This is a genomic window from Chloroflexota bacterium, assembly GCA_016219275.1.
Taxonomy (GTDB): Bacteria; Chloroflexota; Anaerolineae; order UBA4142; family UBA4142; genus JACRBM01.
The window spans coordinates 12,438-33,915 of record JACRBM010000091.1 but is presented as its reverse complement, the minus strand read 5'-3'; the positions used below and the strand labels follow the sequence as shown (position 1 = coordinate 33,915).

Below are 21,478 nucleotides of genomic sequence, written 5' to 3'. Positions count from 1 at the left end.
GGGTGAGTTGGATACTGTGACCTTTGCTCGATCCTGACGATGAGGATGGAGGTGCACTCAGAGCGATCCGCCATGCAATGATGACCAATGGATTGAACTACTGTCCATATTACTCCGAAACCAATCGTAGTGATGGAAAATCTCTGATCCTTCATCCTATTGAAAGCATTGCAGTCCACCTTTCCTTCGATTGGCATCAAGCAGGAAAATATTGCGACGGGCTTATCGCCGAAAAGTTGAACGGCTATGTCGTGACGCTACCCGACGGAACCACGCGACACTTTCGGACCAAACGCTTGCAACCACGAGGTGGACCACAACAGTTCACGCGCGACAGTGTTCGCGAACTGCTGATGCGCGTCTTCTACACTGGACGCGTTCCGTACTTTGGCACAACCGAACACGGTACCAAGTCGAAACGATACAACCCGACCTTGTTGCAAGACGGTAGCCACCCGTCCTTGGTCACGACCGAAGTGTTTGAGCGCTGTCAGGAAATTCGCAAGCGGATGCATCGAAAACCACATTCTTTGACTACCAGAACCCGAACGCTTTTTCCTGTGACCAGTAAATTGTTTTGCGGCGAATGTGGTAGTCATCTCATTCGAGCATCCTTACATGGCATTGGCTTGGGCAACCAAGGAGCAATGTCATTCCCGAAAACAAACATGTGGTTATTGAGTGGGTTTAATTTGCCAGCCGCGCGCCGATTGCCCCGGTAGAGATAACAAACTGGCACATACGAATAGCTCTGTCGGTGCTTGCGATTCAATCTATCCGTGGCTCGGACAGATTTAATCACGATGAGGAGAAATCAAAATCCATTCGTTGGTTAGCGGATTGTAACGACAGTGAGAGTGGTGGGGAAGAATCATTTGACCACTAAATTGATTGATCCGATGGGATTCGGTGACGCCAAATCTCATCGAACACAAAACAAAGATTGCTTTTTGACAAGTGCGAGCGCTTTGCGTGCGGCGGTGCTTGCGTCAGGCGCAAAGGCATCAGCGCCGATGGATTGTGCAAACGCTTCGGTCACCGACGCGCCACCGACAATAACATGCACACGATTACGCACACCCATTTTATTCAAATGCTGAATGGTTTGTTGCATCATCGGCATCGTCGTGGTGAGCAAGGCAGACATCGCAATGACCTGAATATCATTTGTGGCGGCTTGGCTAAATTTTTCTGGTGAGACATCTACGCCCAAATCGAAGACTTTGAACCCAGCCCCTTCCATCAACATCGCGACGAGATTTTTGCCAATGTCGTGCAGATCACCTTTAACGGTGCCAATCGCAATTTTGCCAGCCGGTTCAACGGCTGCCGCGGCAAGTTTCGGCTTGAGAATTGCCAAGCCTTCTTTCATAGCACGCGCCGAGATCAGCATTTCAGGCACAAAATACTCACCTTCTTCAAAACGTTTTCCGACTTCGGACATTGCGGAAACAAGCGCCTTGTTCAAAATGTCGGCAGCGCTGATTCCCTCGGCTAAACCTCGAGTTACATCGGTTCGCGTTTGATTCGCATCGCCTTCGATAACTGCTGTCCGGATTGATTCAAGCCTTGACACGTTCTACTCCTATTTCAAAATTTTCTGGTCCACTCTTGGGACCACCGCTCAACCACCACTTTGGTCTGCGTGTAAAACTCAACACCATGCCGCGCTTGTCCGTGCAAGTCGCCGAAGAAACTGTCGCCCCAGCCGCTAAACGGATAGTACGCCATCGGTGCGGCAATCGCAATGTTCACGCCGACATTTCCGGCATTCACTTCGTACCGAAATTGTCGCGCCGCCGCACCGCTCGAAGTGAAGATGCACGCGCTGTTGCCATAGCGCCGCAGATTGACCAAGCCGATCGCTTCGTCGAGTGTGTTGACCTGGGTCGTGCTTAACACGGGACCAAAGATTTCAGTTTTGGCAAGCTGGCTTTCGGCTGGCAGTGCATCGATGATCGTCGGAAAGATAAAATAACCTTGTTCGTACCCGCGCACTTGACGCTCACGTCCATCGACCAGAATTTTTCCGCCTTCCGCTTTCCCCTGTTCGATCAAATTGGCAATGCGCGATTGACTCGCCGCGCTGATGACCGGACCCATCTCGACATCTTTTTCGAGACCATAACCGACTCTGCGATTCATCGCGACCTCGACGATTTGTTCGGTGAATGCGCGATGCGCATCGCCGACGGCGATCGCATCGGCGGCGGCGAGACAGCGTTGCCCCGCGCAGCCGAATGCCGAATCGGCAAGGACGCGCGTTGCCGAAGTCATGTCCGCATCCGGCATAATCACGACCGGATTTTTCGCGCCGCCTTGACATTGCGCGCGCTTCCCCTGCGCTGCCGCGCGACTGTAGATGTAGCGCGCGACCTGGGTCGAGCCGACAAAACTCACGGCGCGAATAACTGGGTGATCCAAAATCGCATCCACGGTTGCTTTGCCACCGTGAATCAGTTGAACGACGCCGGGTGGAAAACCGGCGGCTTGAATCAACTCGAACAATTTGCATGCCGTTAGCGGAACACGCTCGCTCGGCTTGAGAATGAAACAGTTGCCGGTCGCAACAGCATACGGCAGAAACCAGAGCGGAATCATCGCCGGAAAATTAAAGGGCGTAATCGCGGCGACAACACCGAGCGGCTGACGAATCATCGTTTCGTCGATCCCGCGCGCAATATCTTCGCTGACGTTGCCTTGCATCAACGAGGGAATGCCGCACGCGACTTGTACATTCTCGATCCCGCGTTGCAATTCGCCGATGCTTTCTGCCAGCGTCTTGCCGCACTCGATGGTGATCGCACGCGCGAGTTCGTCGAGATGTTGTTCTAAAAGATTTTTCAATTTGAAGAGGTATTGAATGCGTTCGCCCGCCGGTGTCCGTCGCCATTCGACGCTTGCCTGGCTTGCTGCGTTTGCCGCGATCATCACGTCTGCGCCGGGCGACAGGGGGACCTGGGCGAGTGTTTCCAAGGTCGCGGGATTCATAATGTCGAGATATTCGGACGCCTGCGAGCGCATCCATTGTCCATCGATAAAATTTTCTAGCTGCCGGGTCATTGTGTCACCTCGCCCCTACTCAACGCCGGATTTCCGGATCGGGAAGCATTACATCGCGCACGTAGGCGATCAATTCGCGATACGATGCGATGAATGTACGGAGCGTGCGAACGGTTGCTCCAAATGTATCGAATTCCTCACAGCGCAATCCATCCACATCATACGCGCGTCGAAAATCCGGAAAATATTTATGCAGTTCGTCAATGATTTCTTGTGCAACCGGATTGGCAAAGCGTTCCTTCACTTCGATGTCGGACGCATTGAATTGACGCTGCCACACGTACGGAATTGTGAGCACCACATCGCCGCCGATCAACTCGGACCAATGCAAGTGATGGCGATACGCCGCCGCGAGCAAACGTGTGCGATAGCCGCGCTCTGAATATATACCCGATGCCTTTTTGATGCACGCGATGCCCGCCCAATGCACGCACCCCGGATCGCACGAAATCGCGTCGCGTTTGATCAGCGCCTGCATCCAATCGTCGAGACGACCGATCATGATCGTGCAGACCGGCGACATGTCATCGATGTGCTTGCCCTCGGCGACCCGGCGCTTCAAACCGCGTTCAACGGCTTCGGCGACGGCGAGCGATTGCGGCACAGTGAAACACACCGTCGCATTGATGTTCACACCGCGATAGGTCGCTTCTTCGATTGCAGTGATCCCAGCATGAGTGACCGGGATTTTGGCTTGTATGTTTGGCGCGAGCGAGTTAAAGTGCATGGCTTGCTCAACAATCGCTTCAGCGTTTCGATAAAACGTGGGGTTCGTTTGAATCGAGAGGCGACCTTTTTTGTGATGCTCGCGTTCAAACACCGGCAGCAATAATTTCGCGCTGCGCATTGCCATCTGCTCGATCAACCACCAAGCGATTTCATCTTCGGACGCGATTGGATTTGCCTGGATCATTTCTTGCAATTGCCCGCGCCAATACTGTGATTCTTTTTTCAGCACGTCCAACACAATCGTCGGATTCGTCGTTGCGCCGACTGCGCCATGCTCCAGCGCATACGTCAGTTCTTCGACCGCGCATGAATCGTTCCAATAATCGGTGACTGTAGTCGTAACAGTTTGGTGCAGTGGACTTGTATATTGAACACTCATGCGTACGCTTCTCCTTGGGGATTACAACGGACGACATGGGATTGAACGGACAAACCAATTACAAGTCCGCTAAATCCGTTCTTGTCCGTTGTCATCTTTTTTTTCACACACCGCTAAACGCGGAAAAGCCGCCATCCACCGGAACGATTGTCCCAGTTACAAATGCGGATGCCGGCGAGAGCAACCAAAACATCGTTCCAATCAATTCGTCCGGCGCGCCATAGCGACCCATCGGCGTGTGCGCGACGACAGTGCGACCACGCGCGCTCAATTCGCCGGTTGCCGGGTCGAGCGCAAGAAAACGACTTTGCGCGGTGATGAAAAAACCGGGCGCAAGCGCATTGACGCGAATGCGCGGCGAATAATTCATCGCCAGGTAGACCGCGAGCCATTGCGTGAAATTGCTAACTGCCGCTTTGCCCGCCGAGTACGCTGGGATGCGCGTTAAGGGTCGAAGCGCATTCATCGAAGAGATGTTGAGAATGATGCCTTCGCCGCGCTCCGCCATGCCGCGACCAAAGACCTGGCACGGAAACACCGTGCCGAGAAAATTGAGATCCATCGTACGGCGCAAACCATCTTCGGCAAGATCGAAGAATCTGAGATCAGCCGGTTCACCTGGTTTCCCATACGCGCCAGTTGTCGCGTTGGGATGATTGCCGCCCGCTGCATTGATCAATATATCAACTTGACCCAGTTGCGTCTCGATAGATTTTTGCGCGTGGATGAGTGACGCGCGATCAAGCACATCGGTCTGCTGAAAAACGAGACGACCTGAGCGGGATGTCTTTTCATTTTCGATTCGCTCAACAAATTGTTGCGGCAATTCTGCAACGCGGTCGAGGATCGCAACGTGCGCGCCACAACCGATCAAGGCACACGCCATCTCGCTCCCCAGCGCACCCGCGCCGCCGGTGATCGCGACAACGCGATTCGTGAAATCGTACAGTCGAGTCAATTCAGCGTGATTCATATTCCACGAGTTCCGTTTCCACCTCACCCCACTCCCCAACCCCTCTCCCCTCTCCTGTGACGAACGCTTCGCGAGTCACAGGAGAGGGGAGAGGGGCAGGGGTGAGGGGTGAGGTCACCAATAGAAAAACATTCGGCGTTCTTTCGGCTTTTTCGATTTGACGCCCATCGGTTTCAGATTTGTGTCTTGTCCCCAAACCCGGCGCAGGGTCTCGATGAAGAACACATAATTTTTGTACGGCACGTCCGGCGGAACGCGATGATCGGGAAATCCGATGTACCCACCTTCTTCGACGAGCGGCAGCAGGCGATAAATTTCTTTTTCGATTTCTTCCGGAGATCCAAAAAGATAATGCTTGTCGAATCCGCCCATCATCAACAAATCTTTCCCAAAGCGTTGGCACAATTCGATTGGATCGTGCTTCCATGTGCCGACTTCGACAGGATACATGCAATTGATTCCGGCGTCCAACCACAACGGAATCAAATCGTCGATCTTGCCATCGCAATCGAGATAGATAATGTCCACGCCATGCTTGCGAAGCAAATCCGAAATGCGCCGATAGTGCGGAACAAAATATTTTTTGAAATGTTTGGGATTGATGAGCGGACCGGTGTTGTAACACATGTCCTCCCACATCGAGCACGCGTCGAACCTGCCGCCAGTTGCAAGGATGCGTTCGAGCACGCCGATGATGCAGTCGGCGACCGTCGTTACCATTTCTTCAAACCAAACTGGGTTGTCGAAAATCACCATCGAAATATTTTCGAGTCCCATCCAATTGCGCAGCCAACCATACAGACTTCCGCCGGGCAACACGATGGGATAATTGCGATTCGGGTCGCACCATGTCTTGACACGCGTGTTCCAATCGGCTGGATAGCGCACGCGATTTGCCGGATCGAGGCGCGGCTTGTAGTGTTTGTTCCAACTCGCGCGATCGGTGAGCAAGTATCCAACCGAGTGCCACGACGACATGTGTTTGCGCCGTTCGACGCGGACGCCGTCGCGTTGTTGCAAAAGACGCACGTCGCCGCGATCTTCAAGAATTATTTTTCTGAACGTGGGCGCTAAACCATCACGCACCCCGGTCGCGCCAACATTATCGAGAGAAAAATCAATTCCAAAAAAAACATCCTCGTTTTGTCGATCCACCCAATCCGGCAAACCTTGCTCTTGCCAGATCGGCAAGGTCTCGGGCCAAAAGTTGAAATCGAGCAGCGGCGACCGGTCGCGCGATTGATAGTGCATCGCCGCCAAAAAGCGTTGACGTGCGTTCATGGTAACCTTTCAATGTTCTGCGTTTTTGCCGAGCGCATCGCGGCGAGCACAAGATCGAGCGAGCGCGCGCCTTCACGAATCGGCGTGCGCGTGGGTTGGCGATTGACAATCGCGCGCCACAGGTCTTGGAGTTCGAGCAGATAAAGATTCGCATCGGAGCTAATCGTTTCGGTCTTCAATGTCGAATCGTTCGTGTGCGTAATCACCCCGCAATTCGCATTCGAGAATTCAGCGGTGAGATTCTTGGCGACGATGCGAACATCGTAGAGCCACTTGTTGGGAACCGCGCCATTCGACGCATACAGCACGCCGACGCTTCCGTTCTCAAAACCGATCACTGTGCCCGACACATCTTCGACGGTGTAGCTGGGAAGATCGCGATGGAACACGTTGTTCTGCAAACTGTACACCGTCGCGGCTTCGCCCATCAGGTAGCGCATCAAGTCAACCAGATGAATCGCTTGCTCGACTAACTGCCCGCCGGATTTTTCACGGTCGCGCCACCACGGCGCATGAAGATGATTGCAAAAATAATGCGCGCTCATCAGCCCGAGGTTCCCGGCTTGACCATTGTCGATCAATTCTTTCAATCGCGCGACCGCCGCGCCAAACCGGTACATGAACCCAACCTGGGTCACGATGCCGGCGCGTTCCGCCGCTTGTACCATGCGCCAGGCGTGTTGCGACGTGAGCGCGATCGGTTTTTCGATGAGCAGATGCACGCCGCATTGCGCGGCGATTTCAACCTCGTCGGCATGACCGAATGGCGGCAGACAAATCAAACACAAATCCAAGTTCGTTTGCTTAAACAAAGCGTGATGATCTTGAAAGACCACGCCGCGACCCGCGCCGTACTTTTCGTTGAAGGCGTGAGCGCGTGCAAGGTCAACATCGCAAAATGCGACGAGTTCGAATTGTTCCGGCAGTGAGGCGATGTTTTGAGCGTGGCGATTAGCAAAACCACCGCAACCCAGGATCGCCGTTTTCAATTGTTGCATGTTGAATCCCGAATGGAACTACAAAGACACGAAGGACACAAAGTTATTTTTTTTGTTCTTCGTGTTCTTTGCGGTTCAGTTATTAAAATCGAGAACGACTTGGATTGCCTTGTCCGGTTCCTGGTCGGCAATGCGATATGCTTCCGCCGCGTTACAGAATGGCACGACGTGTGTGATCAATGGTTTGAAATTGAGTACGCCCTCGGCTTGGAGACGAATGCCCATTTGCTCCAGCCGCCGGCGATTCCAGCGATACGTGAGTTCGGGCGACACGCCGCCGATTTGCGAACAAACGATGTTGATGCGGTTGTGATGAAATTCTTCGCCGAGATACAAGTCGCAACCTTGTGCCTGAAAAAATCCGAGTGTGATTGCTTTGGCGGAATACGCCGCCGCGCGGATCGCTTCATGCAGCGCGGCATAACTGCCCGACACTTCGATCACAACATCCGCGCCGCGATTGTCGGTGAGTTCCTTGATGCGTTCGGCGATCCGTCCTCGCCGCGCGTCGAGCGCAACATCGATCCAGCCCATCTTCTGTGCCAAGTCTAACCGCAAGTCGATCATGTCAACGCCAATCACGCGCGCGCCGGATCGTTTCGCCATCTGCGCGACCATCTGCCCCGGCGTGCCGAGTCCGAACACCGCGACCGTTTCGCCCAGACGAATCGCCGCGTCCAAGATGCCGTTGTATGCAATTGCGGTTATCACGTTAAAGATTCCGAGCATGGGATCGAGATTTTCCGGCATGAGACGCGCGGCTGCCCATTCTTCGGTCGCGATGTGATACGTGCGATGTCCCCAGTTTCCGTACACGCAATCGCCGGGTTTGAGCTGGGTCACCTGATTTCCGATTTCAATCACGCGCCCACATTCCTCATAACCAAACGCGATCATGGGATATTGTTTGGACGGCGGTTGGCTCGTGACAAAGAGTCGATCTTTTTCATTCCAGAATTTGTGCAAGTAAGGATTACTCCCGCGATACGCGGTGAGTTCCGTGCCCGCGCTAATCCCGGAATAAAGTGTTTGAATCCGCACTTCAGATTCGGACAGCGGTCGGTCTTCATATTCGTCAAAGCCAACCTTAAAGGGTTCTTGAATGGTGAGGACTTGTCCCATGTGTGTTCTCCAATCCTCACCCTCTCCCCCCACCCCCTCCCCCTCTCCTGAACCTGAAGTGCGGTTCAGGAGAGGGGGAGGGGGCAAGGGGGTGGGGGTGAGGTTCAACCTTTCAACGCGCCGGCAGTTAGCCCGCGCAAAAATTGTCGCTGCAAAATCAAATACACGATGATGATCGGCAGCGATGCCAGTGTGACACCGGCGGCGATGAGTGGAAATTCGGTGGTGTATTCGCCTTGGAACAACATCAGCCCCAGTGTGATCGGACGAAGTGATTCGGAGTTGAGAAAGAGGAGCGGCAACAAGAATGCATTCCACGACCACATGAATTGAAAAATCGTCAACGACGAAACCGCCGGTGAGGTGAGCGGCAAAATGACGCGATAGAAAACTTGGAATTCGTTGCAGCCATCGACACGCGCGGCGTCAGCCAGTTCTTCCGGCAGTCCGCGAAAAAATGAATACATCAAAAATGTTCCGAATGGAATGCCGAGTCCAATCGAAGGAAGAATCATCGCCCAGTGCGAACCGAGCAGACCCAGGTTCTTGACATTGTAAAACAGGGGGATCATGATCGATTGAACGGTCACCATCAAACCGAGCAAGAGATAATAGTAGAGCGCCTTTTGTCCGGCGAACCTGAGTCGCGCAAAACCATAGCCGGCGAGACATGACAACACCACCACGCCGCCGACGACGGGAATCGTGATGAGGATCGAATTCTGTGCATAGAGCGCGTAACGTCCGACCGTCCATGCCGTCGCCAAATTATCGAACGACCAACGCTGCGGCAGCGCGAGCGGATCGGTTTCGACTTCGACGGTCGTCTTCATCGCCGACATCCACATCAACAAGAGCGGCGCGATCATCAGCGCCAACACAAGCGTGAGGACGCTGTACTTGAGTCCATCGATAAAAACTTTGAGCGGTTTTATTTTTGAATTTGCGCGTGTGATCGAAATTGTTGTCATCGTCTGACCTCCTCGCGATCGCGCAGCAAGTTGTACACGATGGACGCGCCGAGCGAGAGAACCATGATGAGCACGGAAATCGTCGCGCCATAACCGATGTTTAATGTGCGGAACGACATCTTGTAAGCGTATGTTCCAATCAACTCGGTGTTGCCGGCGGGACCGCCATCCGTCATCACGCGCACAATGTCGAACACATTAAAGCCGCCGATCAACGTGTAGACGATCACCATGTTGAGCACGTGGCGCATCTGTGGAATGATGACGTGAAAGAATCGCTGGAGTTCATTCGCGCCATCCATCTTCGCGGCTTCGATCAAGGTCACGTCAACATCTTGCAAGCCCGCGACAAAAATCACCAAACAAAAACCGATATAGTGCCACACCGCGGCAGCGACAATCGCAAACAATGCCGTTTGCGGATTGCCGAGCCAACCGCGCGTCCACGAATCGAGACCCAGGTTCCGCAACGCCGCGTTGAGCAAACCAAACTGCGGACTGTAAATCCAACCCCAGATCACGGCGACGACGACGTTCGAGAGAATGTGCGGCATGAAGAACGCCGTCTGATAAAATAGCCGACCGCGCGATATGTTGGTCACGAGTAAAGCGAGCGGCAGCGCAATCGCAATTGGTGCAAGCGTGCCGGCAATGATCCAGGTGACGTTGTGCTGAAACGCAGACCACAACTGGGTGTCCTGAAACATCTGCGCGTAATTCGCGAGACCGACCCATTGCATTGTCGGCGCCGCGCCGTTCCAGCGCACAAAGCTATAGTAGATCGTGTTGAGAATCGGAACGAAGAAAAAGATCGTATAAAAGATCAGCGCGGGCAACACGAACAGAAAACCGGTTTTGTTTTTATCGAGCCAGCGGGTGAAAAAAGAATTGCGCGCAGTACTCATGGCGACATTTTTCCCGACAATCACTTGGGGTTGAACTTGCATTCGGACTCTCCTCCTCACCCCCATCCCCCTTGCCCCCTTCCCCCTCTCCTGTCGCGCAGTTCAGCGACAGGAGAGGGGGAAGGGGGTGGGGGGAAGGGGGTGAGGTTATCGATACTCTACTTGACCTTCATCGCGCCGGAGGCAATCGCATCCTCTTTGGCTTTTTGCAAGTCCTTCGCCATTTGCTCAGGTGTTTTCTGTCCGAGCAGAACAGCTTGGAAACCATCGCCCATTGCCAGCACAAAGTTCGCCGGCATTTCGACGTCGATGTTGTGTCCCATGCTCAAACCCGGTTTGCCCAACTCGGCGACGACCGTTTTCATCATCGCGCTGATGTTGATGTTGGATGTATCGACGGGCCACGCCGGAATCAATCCGACTTCTTCGAGATAAACCTTCGATGCTGCAGCGCTCGTCAGGAAATCCAAGTACAAAATCGCCTCTTGTGGATTGGGCGCTTTGGTCGGTGTGATCCAAAGTTTGCCAACGCCCGCCGGTGGATTGATCGCTTTGCCATCTATTGCCGGGAAGTAGAAGAACCCCGGTATAAATCCTTTGGCATTGAGTTCGACGCGACCGATCAAGAATGTGCCTGTGCAGATCGTCAATGCTTTGCCGGTGTAAAACAAGGTGCGTGAATCCTCGACCTTGGTCGCCACGGGATCGGTGTTGAATGCGCCGGCTTTGGGCAGATCGACGAACCAGGTCTTGATCGCTTTGGCGATTTCCGGATCGTCCCAACTCGCTTTGGTGTAGAGCAGTGGTTCGAGTTTTGAATTGCCGAGCAGATTGTTCGTCGTCATGCTGAACGAATGATAAGCGGGCCATTTCTCCAAATCGCCAAACGCGATTGGCGTCAGGTTGTTGTCTTTCGCAGTCTTGGCGAGCTTGAGCAGATCATCGTAAGTCTTTGGAACTTCGATGTTCAGTTTCTTGAACTGATCTACGTTGTAGAAGCAGCCGTAGGTTTCGAGCGCGTTCGGGACGCCAAACATTTTGCCGTTCCACAATGTTCGTTCCATCGTCCACTTGAAGAACTTTTTGTCCCAGCCGAGTTGCTTCGCTTCATTGTCGAGCGGACGCACCAAGCCGGCATCGGCGAGCACGCCGACGTAATTGCCGCCCGGTCCGTACTCAATCACATCCCAGGTCGTGCCGGCAGAAAGATTGGTCGGCGCAATAGTCTGCAAGTCCGCGAGTTGCATTGCCTCGCGCTGGACTTTGATGTTGGGATACTTTTCCATGAACAGCTTGTTGATCTTGTCCATGGCAGCGCCCTGTTTGGCATCGGTGCGCACATCGACGACTTTTAACGTGACTTGCTTCGCGATGGTTGGCGCGGGGGCTTTGGTTGGCTCGGGCGCTTTCGTCGGCTCGGGCGCTTTGGTGGGAACGACGGCGGCTTGCGTTGGGGCAGGGGCAGTCGTCGGCGCGGGCGCTTGGGTCGGGGGGACTGGAGTTGGCGCGGCTTGACAGGCGATCAAACCGATCAAGGTCAGGGCGACCAACAACGGTGCAAAAAACTTTTTCATCTCAGACTCCTTTGGTTGGATGACGTGCAAATTTCCGTACGGATTAAATGATGGCTTTCTGAATTTGTGTTCGTTGCTTGCCCTCCTTACCTCACCCCTCACCCCTGCCGCTCTCCCCTCTCCTGTCGCTGCCCTTCGACTTCGCTACGCTCCGCTTAGGGTGCGCGACAAGAGAGGGGGGTGAGGAGTGAGGTAATGTGTCATCGTTTACACATCAGGCAAAAAAATAATCTATCCCGATAAACGCGCGGTGGATTTTCGGACGATCAGTTCTGCCTTGAGCGTCTCCGTTCGCAAGTTCGTTTCGCGGTTCGATTCAGACTCAAGCGCGGTGATCGCAAGGCGCGCGGCAGTGCGTCCCATTTCGAGCGCGGGCAAATCGACGGTCGTCAATGGCGGAGTGAGAAATGGCGCGAAGGTATTATCGAAACCGATGACCGATAAATCCTGGGGGACTTGGACTCCGAGTTCGTACGCGGCTTGAAGTACACCGGCGGCGAGAATATCGCAGCCAGCGAGAATCGCGGTGACGCGCGGCGTTTGCGCGAGAATCGTACTAGCAAAACGATAGCCATCCGCAACGGAGTACGGGTCCACATTCAGACAGACCCAGCGTTCATCCGGTATAAGGTCATGATTGCGCATCACATCTTGATAACCTTTGAAGCGCTGCTGATCGGCTTCGTAATTTTTCTGAAGATTCGGCGGCGTCACGCGACCGACAAACGCGATGCGGCGATGCCCCAATGCGATGAGATGCTCCATCGCGCTCGCCGCGCCGCTGTAATTATCGACCATCACGAGATGCGAACTCGTGTAAACCGGCTTTTCGATTTGCACGACTTGAATCCCCGCTTGCTTTGCGGCTTGGACGTTTTTGACGTTGCGCGGCGTCGTGAAAATCATTGCATCGATCCGGCGATCGATGAACGCTTCCACACCTTCGCGTTCGCGATCCGCATTCGCCAAGGTGTTCCAAACGAGAACGCTGTAGCCGTTCTTAACCGCGATTTCTTCAACGCCGGCTTCGACGCTGGCGAAGTACGGATTAGGCACGAGGTTGGTGAGCAGATGCCCGATAATGCGCGAATGTTGGCGGCGCAGACTTTGCGCGACGAGATTGAGCCGAAAGCCGGTTTTTTCCAACGCCTGTTCGACTAACTTTCGTGCTTCATCGGAGACATATCCGTTCTCATGCAATACGCGCGAGACGGTTGCCGTCGAAACACCGGCGGCGTGTGCTACATCTTTGATGGTTGGCTTGGACATTTTTATCGCTCTTTCAAATGTGCGACTATTTCTTCATCCGCGTTTGTCCGCGTTTGTCCGCGTCCAAATTTCCGCATTGCCGGAAAGTCAGTTCCATTCCATGCGCCGCGAACAAGTCATCACACAACGCGCGAATTTGATCGAGTGTGAGTTCTGCCGATGTGTGCGGGTCGAGCATTGCGGCTTGGTACACTTTCTCGCGATCGTGCGTCAGCGCGGCTTCGACGGTGAGCAGTTGCACGTTGATGTTCGTGCGATTGAGCGCGGCAAGTTGTTCCGGCAAATCGCCGATGTAACAACCTTGCACGCCATTGCGATCGACCAAGCATGGCACTTCGACAACTGCGTTCGACGGAAGATTCGTAATCAGTCCGGTATTCATAACATTGCCGCCGATACGACACGGCTCGTCGGTCTCCATTGCTTCCATGATGTACGAGCCATACTCGTCGCTGCGCTGATGAGACAATTGTGGATTCGCAACAAGTTCATGACTTCGCTTTGCCCATTCTTCGATTTGATGAACGCAACGGCGCGGATATTCGTCGAGCGGAATGTTAAACGCGTCGATCAACTCCGGGTGCGTGGACTTGATCCAGTACGGAGAATACTCCGCCGTGTGTTCCGACGATTCCGTGTTGTAGAAACCAAAGTGGCGCATGATCTCAAAGCGCACCATGTCATCATGCTTGGGTGCATCTGATTGTCGTGCCGCGCGATTCATTGCTTCGGCACGCTGTTTAATTTCGGGATACAAATCGCGTCCGCCATCTGTGATTTCGAGCAACCAGGCTTGATGATTGATACCGGCGATCTTCCATTTCAACTCGCGCACATCATTTTCGATGCCGACCCGGCGCAATAATCGGCGCGCACACACTTGGACGGAGTGGCACAGACCGACGGTGTGAATGTCGGTCGCGCGCAACATTGCCAGCGTGATCATCGCCATCGGGTTGACGTAGTTGAGGAACCACGCGTCCGGACACACGACTTCCATATCGCGCGCAAAATCGAACATGACTGGGATCGTGCGGAGCGCGCGGAAAATTCCGCCAATGCCCAGGGTGTCGCCGATCGTTTGACGCAGACCGTACTTTTTCGGAATCTCAAAATCAATCACGGTCGCCGGTTCATATCCGCCGACTTGAATTGCGTTGACGACGTAATCGGCGCCAATGAGCGCATCGCGTCGTTGCTCGACACCCAGGTGCGTTGTGATCGTCGCGCGCTCTGCGTTGATGTTGCGATTCAACACTTCGAGCATCAGACGCGAATCGTTCAGGCGATCCGCGTCGATATCATAGAGTGCGATGTGGGCATCGTGAAGAGCATCGGTTAGCAGACAATCGCCCAGAATATTTTTGGCAAATACAGAACTGCCTGCGCCCATGAAGGTGATTTTTGGCACTCTACGCGACTCCTTGAAATTCGGTAATGCGTCCACGAATTTTTGCAACTCAATGGCTCTGGTCTTGAATCCAATAAAATCCGCAATAAATGCACTTTAATGTTATCGTTTACATTTTTGATAAGTGAATTTGCGCGTAAATAGATCTATTTATGTATAATATGTGATTAAAATTTATATTAAACATGTAAACGATGACACTAACATAATACAATTATTTCAGCTTTTTGTCAATATCGCGTGTCAAACAATCCACGGCTGGTGCAAAGTCGTTTCGCCAAGATGCAAAAAGTGGGAAAGGTGACAAGAGATGAAATAAATGCTGGCGACACGCGTTTCAAATTTCGTCGAAATTCGCAGATCGCCACATACTCGGCAAGATATTTCTTGTGAACGCCTTTGAACGGGCGCAGAAAATTGCGGACATCCGTCCACATCCCTTCCGAGGTTGTTGCAATGCGCTTCGCGAATTCCATCGCTGTCATCGTCGCGGGCGTATTCATGAATGCCATGTTCGACGGTGGCATGGAGGCGAATGATGTGATTGTAACCGTTCGATTCATCCGTGTAGACCATGGCTTCGACACAGGTGAACTGATGCACAGGAGTTTCCAGGGTTTCACCCGTCGTGTTCAGTACAACTCGCAAACGAACTTGACCGCTTTCACGCCCAATCGTTCCGACAATCGGCGGACGATCATTAGCGTATGTCTCGCGTCCGCGTTGGTTGTTCGCTCGTTGCCACGGAGGATCTAACGGATCAGTGTGTTCATCTGTCAGCGGGGAATTCGGTTGCAGGAAAAGCGCCGGTCTTGATCATCGCGGTGCTCACTGACGACATCCCCATGATGAGAAAAATCGCGCGTCAATCCACGACACGATACGCTTCTTCTATTTTGAGACAACCCGTCAGCTCCATCGCTATCGCACCGATCAACATCGCTTCCGCTACCGGCAAAACATCGAACGCCGACAGGGTCAAGGCAATGACCGTAATCACCATGGCTAACCCAGCCCGATTCCCACGTACTGGGCGTTCCGATGCGGGTGGCATATCCAACACAATGAAATCCGGTCGGTTGCGGCTGGAAGCAGTACGGCGGCGGCAACGATTTTGTTCTTGATGAGCGACAGCCCGGCACTCAGTAGCATCACGAACCACACCAAGTGTTTTTCACCACGGGAACCGACATGGTCAAGAGCTTGATCATTTTGCGAGTGACGCCGGTGGCGGCGAGGGCATATGTCATGATAAACGCGCCGAGGATGGTGATGACGGCGGAGCCGCTAAAGCCGGCAAACATTTCTGTGGTGGTCAAGACCCCGGACAAGCCCAGGATCAACGCCACGCACAAGGCAATCACATCGGTTGAAAGATTGTTGCTCAACAAAAGAATGAACGCGACCAGGAGCGTTACACTCAGAATAAAGATAGGTGTACCATCGTTGCCAGATTAAAATTTTCGCCTCGCCAAATAATTCGGCGTAGCAGATCATATCTCTGGAACCTGTTCGTCGCGCATCATCAAATGCACGGCGCCCGTGCGAAACGTGCGCGGCAACGCGAGGATTTTCGGATTCGGTCCCGTGTATCGTTCGGCATCCTTTAACGCCTCCGCAAACGTTGCGCGCGTCTTCATCCCCATCGCGCGCGCATACCCCGGCGCATACGCGCCAACGATGTACACTGCGGCTGTGTGCATCTCCGCAATGTGCCCGCACGAAATCATCGAGAAGGCGTGATACGGATGATAACCATAGTTATAGCGATACTTGTTCACGTACTCGGTCTTGGAGCAAAAGTACTCGCCGTACTTGTCGAGATCGGGCAGGATGTTGTGATAATCGTTTTGGAACAACTCGTACAGTTCGCGGTACGATGGAAACTCTTCGTCGTGGAAATAGCCGTTGCAGATCGAACTGCAAATGATGACGCCGTTATCCTTGAGCACGCGCTTGTGCCGAATGATTTGCGCGGCAATCGCCTGCATCATCAGAATCGGATTCGTCCCGTGCCCATTGCCGTAGTGAAAATTCTGCGGCATCCCAAACATCATCACATCGTATTTTTCTTGCGCGAACGGAACGAACGTGCGCTGGTTCGCTGCCTTCCACGACAAAGGTTGAATCTCGGCACCATAGCCGGAGAAAATCGCGATTTGGCGCGCGTTGGTGTCGAGCACCGCATCGCACATGAAAAACTTTTTGCCCATCTTGTTTTCCATGTGCATGCCGATCGCATTCATCTTTTGGCGCATCATGCTGTGTGCTGAGACCGGTGTAAAATCGGGACCGTGCATGACGGCGGGAATGTGATGTGCCGCAATACATTTCCAGTGCGTCAATCCCGTGGCGATCATTTTGTAGCCACCCGAATAACCGGCGTACGGATTGCCAACCACGTGCCCAATCAGAATCGGCACATCCGATTCAAACACCTCACGATTCATGATGACACGGTCGCCTAGTTCGTCGTAACCCAGGTCAACGAGATTGTCCCAGTCTTCGGAATCGTGGTTGACGATTTGATGCGTTGGCATAAATTCGCGATAGAGCGGGTCGCCGATCAACGAGCGAATTTCTTCGTCGGTGTTTTTGCGATGCAAGCCGTTCGAGCAAATGAGTTTGATGTCGCGCTTGTTCACCCCCGCTTTGAGCAACTCGGTGACGATGATTGGAATCGCGGTCTTGCGATGCGAGTTCGCTTGAAAGCCGCCTTTCACTTTATCTGGAAAACTGATGGTTACTTTCGACCCAGGTTTCGCGAGGTGCGCGAGCGGCGGCATTCCAATCGGATGAAGCACCGATTCGCGTGTCGCGGCTTCCACGTCTGGCAAGTACGGCGGGTCGGCGACCGTTTCGCCCGGAACGAAAATATCCGCCGAGTCCGGTAGTTGCACCGCGAGTGTTCCTTCGCCGTATTCAAATTGCACGGTTTTCATTGTGTCTCCCTTGGAAATGGGACGCGGACACCTGCACTTGCGTGCGGTGCAAGTGTGAACGCGGATGAACGCGGATTAAAATAATAAAATCTGCGTTTGTCTGCGTTTGTCCGCGTCCCAAACATTTTCACGCGAGATACTTGGCGACAATCGCGTTCAACTGCGCGACGTTGAAACCGATCTCGCCGGTGAATTGCGTCAGCGCGACCAAGCCGCCGTCAATCGTCGCAATGCTTGCAATCAGCGCCGCATTTTCTTCTTTCAATCCACCGCCGTAGACCACCGGAATCTTTGCGCCCAGGTTTTCGAGAGCCACGCGTTGAATGAACGCCGAGACGAACGCGATGTACTCCTTGCCCGGCGGCACCTTGCCGGGACCAATCGCCCAAATCGGTTCGTAACCGATGACGATTTTTCCATTGCGAATGAACTGCTCAGCACCCTTCAAGTCATTCACCACTTGCGACTGCAAAACACGTTCGATGCGCGGTTGCTGTTCTTCAAACGTTCCGTCACCGCGCTCCTCCGCCGATTCGCCCACGCACATGAGTACGCTCAAACCGGCATTCAACGCGCATTGCACTTGGTCATGAACGAGTTGGTCAACCGTTGACATGGCACGCACACGCGCCTCGGTGTTTGTGGCAATCGAGCCATCGTATGCGCCGAGGATTTGCGATTTCGCGCGGCGTTCTTCCGAGTGTCCGATAATCGCCCACTGGCTCCCCAGGTTTGCCGCGGCGATAGCGGGCACACTCGTCGTGAACGCGCCAAAATTTTTGCCGGGGCGAACATCGTCCCAGTGTACACCTTGCACACCAACCGCTAACATCTTGCGTCGTTCCACCGGAAACTTGGCGAGGCAACGCGCGGCGCTCGGCACGAGTCCTTCGGGCAAAAGAAAAGTCAACGCGAGATTTTCGTGCATGCCCAATCCCAGTTCAACCGACTGGGTGATGACCGATTCGATCCACGCAATCGGATCGTCCATTGGGCACACGCCGCCGAGTTTACGCGGCACGTCAAAGCGTTTCAGGTTCACAAAAATTTTTTTCATGGTTTCCTCCTTTTGAAAGGCAATGCCACCCTCGTTAGACAACTTTCGTCAGCGGGATGCCGGTGATCGCGGCAAATTCTTCGAGATCGGCGACAAGGTCGGCGTATGACATCGCGAGGTGATGTTCCCAGCCACCGTAAATGAATTCGTCTAGAACACGTTTCACTGGCGCATCTGTCTTGACCCAACTGAGTGTGCCGCGAATGAACATCTCCGTTGGCAGTGCTTCGCCGGTTGTGGTGAAGAGACGTAGATGCTTGCCATCATTGCCCAAACGCGTGAGCGTCACGCGACCCGGTTGCAGACCAAAACCAACCGTCAAGCCGCGATTCATCTGAAAGTGGGTGAAGAGATGTTTGCGCGTTGCCGCGAGTCGCAATGCCGCGCAGCCATTGTGCCACAGCAACAGTGCGTTTTTGTCGCGATCGATCGCGGAGACATCGGACAAGAATGGAATGCTATTCGCCAGTCGTTGAACGATCAATGACGTGAGCGCGCCTTCGAGGTCGCCTTCGCAGCCGCCGGGAATCATGTCGTCGTTCATCAGCGCGACGGAAGAACACGCGGCGACGCCATAATCGAATGGAAATTCGGGCCAGCACTTGACCGCGAGCGCACTCGCGTTCGTCTGCTCGGCGACCTGACGCATCGCGAGATACGCGCGCGCTTGCAAGTCTTCTTTCTCCGGCGAAACCTCGGACATGTCGTCGAGCATTTCGCGCACACGCACTTTGGTTTCGTTCACTTGTTTCGCCGGCAGATCGCGCGCGATGCTGAACACATCACCCAAGCCGACTGCAACGACTTCGACGCCGAGTTTCGCGCGCAGTTCCATCTCGTTGAAGGCGAGATCGAAGAACCCTTGCGCGCGCGTGCCCAGCATCGCAATCTTGGTGCGGCGCAATCCACGCACGAGACCGAGCACGCGTACAAATCGTCCCATCTCTTCTTGAAACACTTGATCGCCCGGATTCGCAACGAGGTAACGAAAGGGACGACCGATCTTGAAGAAATGACTGGAATTGACATTCAGCCCAACGAGCGAGTTCAAACGCAAACGTCCGCTCGTCCAATCCGGCTCCAGCGGCGACCATAGGATGAGCGGCACACTGAAACGATCCGCTAATTCCAACGACAAGTCGCCCATCGTGAACGTACCATTTTGAATAATGAGCGCGTCGATCTGTGCCTGCTGGAAAAAGTTGATCGCTTGCGGGATCAAGCCGGGAGTTGGATCGTCGGGGTTATCCAAAATCAAATCGTCGGGCGCAATGACGTCAACATTTGGAAACTGTTTCAACGCCGCAACGGAGCGATGGTAAATGTCGCGCGCCGCTTGATAATCAAACCGACTGCGCGCAATGCAAGCCAAGCCAAGTCGCAAAGTGGGAAAGTGGGTCAAGGTTAACGCCTCCTCTAAAAATGTTTATGGCATCGTCTGTAAACCGCCAATTATTCAAGGAGTTTGAATAATTAAAGCCGGTATTGACAGGCGGACAATTCTATTATACAATAGAATCGAGAATTATTCAACAAGGTTTAATAATTACCGATGACCGAAACGAATTCTCTAGGACGTAACGTCAGTCTGGTCAAAGAGCATAACCTCCGCGCCCTCTTGCTGCGTTTGCTTTCCGAGGGTGCGCTCTCGCGCATCCAACTCGCCGAAAAGACCTCGCTCTCCGCGACCGCCATCACCAATCTGGTTGATGACTTGTACAAACAGGGTATCGTGCGTGAATGCAATAGCAAGCAGTTTGTGGCAGAGCGACGGGTGGGCAGACCGCGCGCGAAATTGTGTTTGGTGCCTGACGCCCGTTACGTGCTGGGCGTGCAGATGCGCGTCGGTGTGTTTCGCGTGGCGCTTGCCAACCTGCTGGGCGAATTGGTGGACTATACCGAAACACCTTTCTCGAACGAAACCCCGGCTTTCGATGTGATTCAATGCGTCGCCGAGAAAATCGAGACGCTGATTGCAAGTCATCAGATCAAGCGCCGTAAGATTTTGGGTATCGGTGTGGGCGCGTCCGGCTTGGTTGATTATCACACCGGCGTCAATCTCCTGGCGGCGAACTTTGGATGGCGGGATGTTCCCATCCACGAGTGGTTGCATGCACGACTCAAATTGCCCATTGTTGTTGATAACAACGTGCGCTGCATGGCATTGGGCGAAGCCATGTTCGGCGCGGGACGCGGTGTCCGCTCGCTGGTGTTTGTGTACGGTCGTTTCGGCGTTGGCGCGGGCATCGTGATGAATAGCCAAGTTTTACGCGGCAGTGGTTTAGGCGCGGGCGAAATCGGGCATACGATTGTCATGCCGCGCGACGGACTGATGTGTCGTTGCGGTCAGCGCGGTTGCCTGGAAACGCTCGTATCGGAACCCTCCCTGGCGCAAAGCGCCGGGGACCTTGTGTGCGCGAACCCCGCGAGCCAGCTCGCGACGATCTGGCACACCGAAACGAGCGTCCGTCCGATCAAGCGTTTGTACCTCGCGGCACGTGCGGGCGATCCGCTCGCCAAGCAACTGGTTGAGACGAGCGCAAACTATTTGGGTCTCGCATTGACGAATCTCGTCAATCTGATCAACCCCGAGTTGATTCTCCTGGGTGGGCTTTTTAGCGACGAAGCGGATGTGATTTTACCCATTGCCAAAGCGACGATGCAAGCGACGGCGTTTGGTGGCATGGGGCAACAAGCGCGTTTGCAAGCGACCACCTTCGGCTGGCAAGCTGGCATGGTCGGTGCGGCGGCGTTGGCGCTGGCGAAATATCTTTATCTGAATCCTGAGGAAGTCTGATGTGGTG

Annotated in this window: 20 protein-coding genes; 2 read left to right on the top strand and 18 right to left on the bottom strand. The window is 53.8% G+C overall.

Translation table 11 applies throughout. The features are described from left to right. Nucleotides 1–23 precede the first annotated feature (23 nt). Complete coding sequence (locus tag HY868_24450; protein ID MBI5305305.1) at nt 24–722, top strand: recombinase family protein; 699 nt, start codon at nt 24–26, stop codon at nt 720–722. Nucleotides 723–922: 200 nt separating this feature from the next. Here HY868_24450 and HY868_24445 read toward each other — a convergent pair whose 3' ends face one another. The 18 genes from HY868_24445 to HY868_24360 all read right to left on the bottom strand — a co-directional run bounded on the left by HY868_24445 (nt 923) and on the right by HY868_24360 (nt 20,076). Then, nucleotides 923–1,576, bottom strand: a complete 654-nt coding sequence (locus tag HY868_24445; protein ID MBI5305304.1) for a corrinoid protein — start codon at nt 1,574–1,576, stop codon at nt 923–925. A gap of 14 nt (nt 1,577–1,590) precedes the next feature. Then, nucleotides 1,591–3,063 carry a CoA-acylating methylmalonate-semialdehyde dehydrogenase gene (locus HY868_24440; GenBank protein MBI5305303.1) on the bottom strand — a complete coding sequence of 491 codons (1,473 nt, stop codon included), beginning with the start codon at nt 3,061–3,063 and terminating at the stop codon, nt 1,591–1,593. A 19-nt stretch (nt 3,064–3,082) separates the two neighbouring features. After that, a complete protein-coding gene (locus tag HY868_24435; protein ID MBI5305302.1) occupies nt 3,083–4,171 on the bottom strand; it encodes a transaldolase family protein in 1,089 nt (362 codons plus the stop codon). A 103-nt stretch (nt 4,172–4,274) separates the two neighbouring features. Next, on the bottom strand, nt 4,275–5,144 hold the full coding sequence (locus HY868_24430; GenBank protein ID MBI5305301.1) for an SDR family oxidoreductase: 870 nt from the start codon (nt 5,142–5,144) through the stop codon (nt 4,275–4,277). Between the two features lie 114 nt (nt 5,145–5,258). Then, a complete protein-coding gene (locus HY868_24425) occupies nt 5,259–6,425 on the bottom strand; it encodes a hypothetical protein (GenBank protein MBI5305300.1) in 1,167 nt (388 codons plus the stop codon). Further along, nucleotides 6,422–7,423, bottom strand: a complete 1,002-nt coding sequence (locus HY868_24420) for a Gfo/Idh/MocA family oxidoreductase (protein MBI5305299.1) — start codon at nt 7,421–7,423, stop codon at nt 6,422–6,424. Before HY868_24420 ends, HY868_24425 begins: the two co-directional genes overlap by 4 nt. Before the next feature lie 75 nt (nt 7,424–7,498). Continuing rightward, nucleotides 7,499–8,545, bottom strand: a complete 1,047-nt coding sequence (locus HY868_24415; protein MBI5305298.1) for a zinc-binding dehydrogenase — start codon at nt 8,543–8,545, stop codon at nt 7,499–7,501. 104 nt (nt 8,546–8,649) lie between these two features. Then, nucleotides 8,650–9,378: a carbohydrate ABC transporter permease gene (locus tag HY868_24410; GenBank protein MBI5305297.1), complete on the bottom strand. Its 729-nt coding sequence runs from the start codon at nt 9,376–9,378 to the stop codon at nt 8,650–8,652. Between the two features lie 134 nt (nt 9,379–9,512). Continuing rightward, a complete protein-coding gene (locus HY868_24405) occupies nt 9,513–10,463 on the bottom strand; it encodes a sugar ABC transporter permease (protein ID MBI5305296.1) in 951 nt (316 codons plus the stop codon). A gap of 116 nt (nt 10,464–10,579) precedes the next feature. After that, nucleotides 10,580–11,995 carry an extracellular solute-binding protein gene (locus HY868_24400; GenBank protein ID MBI5305295.1) on the bottom strand — a complete coding sequence of 472 codons (1,416 nt, stop codon included), beginning with the start codon at nt 11,993–11,995 and terminating at the stop codon, nt 10,580–10,582. A 231-nt stretch (nt 11,996–12,226) separates the two neighbouring features. Continuing rightward, complete coding sequence (locus HY868_24395; GenBank protein ID MBI5305294.1) at nt 12,227–13,264, bottom strand: LacI family DNA-binding transcriptional regulator; 1,038 nt, start codon at nt 13,262–13,264, stop codon at nt 12,227–12,229. A 25-nt stretch (nt 13,265–13,289) separates the two neighbouring features. Next, nucleotides 13,290–14,657, bottom strand: coding sequence for an alpha-glucosidase/alpha-galactosidase (locus tag HY868_24390; protein ID MBI5305293.1), 1,368 nt, complete (start codon nt 14,655–14,657; stop codon nt 13,290–13,292). Nucleotides 14,658–14,918: 261 nt separating this feature from the next. Further along, a complete protein-coding gene (locus HY868_24385; protein MBI5305292.1) occupies nt 14,919–15,473 on the bottom strand; it encodes a transposase in 555 nt (184 codons plus the stop codon). A 207-nt stretch (nt 15,474–15,680) separates the two neighbouring features. Beyond that, entirely contained in the window at nt 15,681–15,830 is a 150-nt protein-coding gene (locus tag HY868_24380; protein ID MBI5305291.1) for a hypothetical protein, read from the bottom strand. Then, nucleotides 15,827–16,063 carry a hypothetical protein gene (locus HY868_24375; GenBank protein ID MBI5305290.1) on the bottom strand — a complete coding sequence of 79 codons (237 nt, stop codon included), beginning with the start codon at nt 16,061–16,063 and terminating at the stop codon, nt 15,827–15,829. Before HY868_24375 ends, HY868_24380 begins: the two co-directional genes overlap by 4 nt. 105 nt (nt 16,064–16,168) lie before the next feature. Further along, entirely contained in the window at nt 16,169–17,617 is a 1,449-nt protein-coding gene (locus HY868_24370; GenBank protein MBI5305289.1) for a DUF2088 domain-containing protein, read from the bottom strand. Between the two features lie 127 nt (nt 17,618–17,744). Further along, nucleotides 17,745–18,674, bottom strand: a complete 930-nt coding sequence (locus tag HY868_24365) for a triose-phosphate isomerase (protein MBI5305288.1) — start codon at nt 18,672–18,674, stop codon at nt 17,745–17,747. Between the two features lie 34 nt (nt 18,675–18,708). Beyond that, entirely contained in the window at nt 18,709–20,076 is a 1,368-nt protein-coding gene (locus HY868_24360; protein ID MBI5305287.1) for a hypothetical protein, read from the bottom strand. 150 nt (nt 20,077–20,226) lie between these two features. Between HY868_24360 and HY868_24355 the strand changes: the two genes are divergently transcribed. Beyond that, complete coding sequence (locus tag HY868_24355) at nt 20,227–21,471, top strand: ROK family protein (protein MBI5305286.1); 1,245 nt, start codon at nt 20,227–20,229, stop codon at nt 21,469–21,471. The last annotated feature ends 7 nt before the right edge of the window (nt 21,472–21,478 follow it).